This is a genomic window from Butyrivibrio sp. (assembly GCF_024699075.1).
This window is the reverse complement of the sequence record NZ_JAILQF010000429.1, coordinates 1-3,326: the sequence shown is the minus strand read 5'-3', so window position 1 is coordinate 3,326 and position 3,326 is coordinate 1. Positions and strand designations below refer to the sequence as shown.

General features: G+C 35.1%; 2 protein-coding genes. Both read left to right on the top strand.

The window, feature by feature from the left end; translation table 11 throughout:
• The first annotated feature begins 45 nt into the window (after nt 1–45).
• Entirely contained in the window at nt 46–1,548 is a 1,503-nt protein-coding gene (locus K6G87_RS17045; protein ID WP_296839926.1) for a C45 family autoproteolytic acyltransferase/hydolase, read from the top strand.
• A 58-nt stretch (nt 1,549–1,606) separates the two neighbouring features.
• Complete coding sequence (gene cls / locus K6G87_RS17040; RefSeq protein ID WP_296839923.1) at nt 1,607–3,127, top strand: cardiolipin synthase; 1,521 nt, start codon at nt 1,607–1,609, stop codon at nt 3,125–3,127.
• Nucleotides 3,128–3,326 lie beyond the last annotated feature (199 nt).

Genomic DNA, 3,326 nt, shown 5'->3' with positions numbered 1-3,326 from the left:
GGGCCGACTGGCAAGTATGGAAATTGAATTTGAGGAGAACAATACATGAATATAAAAAAGAATATTGCTGTCACAATACTGACCACTAGTTTTTTGATCTCAGGAATTAGCAACCCTATAGGATATAATGTATCAGCTTTTAGACCAATAGAAGTAAATGCATCTTCAATAAAGACTTCTGACAATAATAAATATTTATTAAATATACAGAACTCATACAGTACTAAAACATCTAAAGATAAGTATGAAATTGTAAAGAGCTCTGGGGCATCTAAAGATAAAAAGAATACTAAAGATGCAAAGGATACAAAAGATGTAAAAGATACTAAAGCATTAACAGCTATAAAAGAAAATACAGAAAAGAAAAATGATAGTAAAGAAAATAAAAACTCGAAGGATTCCAAAGAAACTAATGAAACAAAAGACACTACTGATAATAAGATAAATAAGGATATATCTTATTCAGATAAAGGTGACGAATTTGAAAACGGAAAGAAAATCGAGATTGGTGATATAAAAGTAGTAAACCTCAAAGGCACCTGGCGAGAAATGGGCAGACAGTATGGTTATTTGATGAAAAAAGAGCTTGAAGATCTGGATACTTTTCTTGATCTCATTATCGAAGCAAATGAAGGGAATGCCTCAACAGCAAGAGCAATTGTGGATCAGCAAATTGCTCAGACGCCTTATAGGATAAATCAGTTTTTTGAAGGGGCATCCGAGACATCGGGATTTACGGTTGATGAACTTCAGATTATCAATGCAGTGGAGAGAATAGGTGGATTACCAAAATGCAGTGTTGCTATGGCTTGGGATAAGTATGCAAAATCTGATTTGGTCATCGGAAGAAATTATGATTGGTCAGAATCATTTGCATTGTTAAAGGACGATATTGCAGTCACTGTATATCATCCTGCTGATGGTGCGTTAGCAACTGCCACCGTTGGTTATGTAGGTGAGATATATGCTGTAAATGGACTTAATGAAAAAGGTATTTTTCTTGAGCTGAATAATGGCAAACCTTCAGCAAATATTAAATCACCGGACCCGCGTATTACTGGTACTACCATGTTGTTTGAATGTCTTTTTGAATCAGATGAATTAAGTGATATGGATCTATTCTTTAATACAACAAACTGTAGCTCCTCTTATATTATTAATGTTGCAGATGAGAATAAAGGACAGTCATTTGAGTGGTGCCCTGTGGGAGTAAAACATGGAGAGTCTACGTTGCCAAATGGTTTACTAGTTTCAACTAATTATTATGTGAACAAAGACTGGTTATTTAATACACCATCCGATAAGAATAGCTGGTCTGGAATTACACGACGTAATAATCTTATCGAATTGTGCGAAAATAATAAGGGAAAGATAGATGCGGAAAAAATGATGGAGATCATAAATAAGACCGTAGAAGAAGGCGGCGCGAAGAATGATCTTACAGTGTACCAGTTGGTTGTAGTTCCTAAAACTAAAATTTTATGGCTGCAGATCACTGGTGGCTCTGAGTGGACAAAGATTGATGTAGATAGCTTTTTTAAATCATAAGCATATATATGATTTTTGGAAATAATTAAATATTTAAACATAAAAGAAAGGGTTAACTATGAAAAAGCTATTAGGAAGAGTTTTAATTGCATTACCTATAATAGCTCTCCAGATATTATGGTTTATAGGTACTTTCCGTCTTTTTAAAGATTATGCTGAGCTATTAATGATATTGCTCCAAATCCTGGCATTTCTGCTGTGTCTTTATATTATTTCTAAAAGAGAAGAGGGAACATACAAGATATTATGGCTTGTATTCATAATGACTTTGCCTGTAGCTGGTGCCCTTACATATCTTATGATAGGTAATAAAGGTACTGGAAGACGTCTTAAACTTAAATTAAGTGAATCAGCCAAAAAGCTTAGGAACACTATTCCAGATAATACTGATATAATAGAAGAGCTGAGAGATAAAGATAAAAGAGTTGCTGAAAGTTTAAATCATATTTATACAACTACAGGTTTCCCTTTGTATCGTTGTGCTGATACAAAATATTATCCACTTGGTGAAGACATGTTCGCGGATATGTGTGAGGAACTTGAAAAGGCTGAAAGATTTGTTTATATCGAGTATTTCATTATACAGGGTGGAAAATTCTGGGATACTATGGTTGATATACTTGCCAGAAAAGCAGCAAGTGGTGTAGATGTCAGAGTTATATATGATGATTTTGGAAGTATTACTACGTACTCTCTTGAGGAGCTTGCAGCATTAAATGAAAAGGGAATAAAGACAATAGCTTTTAATCCATTTTTTCTGTTGTCCAGTCAGCTCAATAATAGAGATCATAGGAAACTTATGGTCATCGATGGCCGCGTTGCCTTTAGTGGTGGAGTTAACATAGCAGATGAGTATATCAATGAGATAGTACGCTTTGGTAAGTGGAAAGATATTGGATTTAAGATCAATGGCGAAGCTGTAAAGAGTTATACATATATGTTTGTAGAATTCTGGAATGCTTTTGCATTAGGTGATCCTATCAAAAAGGAAAGTATTATCGAATATGATCATAGCATGCTGGATACTAAAGAAAATGGATACATCATGCCATATTATGATGATCCTACAAGCGGAGAGGCTACAAGTAATGTATTCTTTACGGAGGTTCTGTCTCTGGCAACAGATTATGTCTATTTTTACACTCCTTATCTCATGTTGGGTGACACACTTTATGATGCATTTATCAGAGCTGCAGAAAGAGGAGTAGATGTAAGACTGATTCTACCTGGAATTCCTGATAAAAAGCTTGTATATAAAATATCAAGAAGTTATTATCGACCATTGTTGGAGGCAGGTGTAAAGATTTATGAGTATACTCCAGGATTTGTTCATGCAAAAGCATTTATCTCAGATGATAAATTATGCGGCATTGGAACAGTTAATCTTGATTATAGGTCACTTTTCCTTCATTTTGAGTGCTTTTCTGCGTTCTATGGTACGGACATTGCAGCTGATTTAAAGAAGGATATGGAAGAGTGCTTTGATGTTTCCAAGGTTGTTGAGCTCAAGGATACAGATAGATCTTTCTTAGATGCAATAAGTGATGGAGTGCTGAGAGTAGTTGCACCGTTGATGTAAAAACTACATATATCATTTTAAGATTATCATACATATAAGGCTCTTTTGTGGCTGCGGTCAATTGCACAGCGGCACTACGATATCTGAGCACTTCAGATAAATGAGTGTGATCATGTTATCAAGATTTCTAAAGCCTCTTGCAAGCTTGATAAGTCCCTTGATCGTTGTGTTTGTTGACTCGCTCTTTGCACTGTTAGCC

Bases quoted from the DNA above. Each gene is read 5' to 3' on its own strand.
- K6G87_RS17045 (WP_296839926.1), top strand. From the start codon at position 46: ATGAATATAAAAAAGAATATTGCTGTCACAATACTGACCACTAGTTTT.
- cls (WP_296839923.1), top strand. From the start codon at position 1,607: ATGAAAAAGCTATTAGGAAGAGTTTTAATTGCATTACCTATAATAGCT.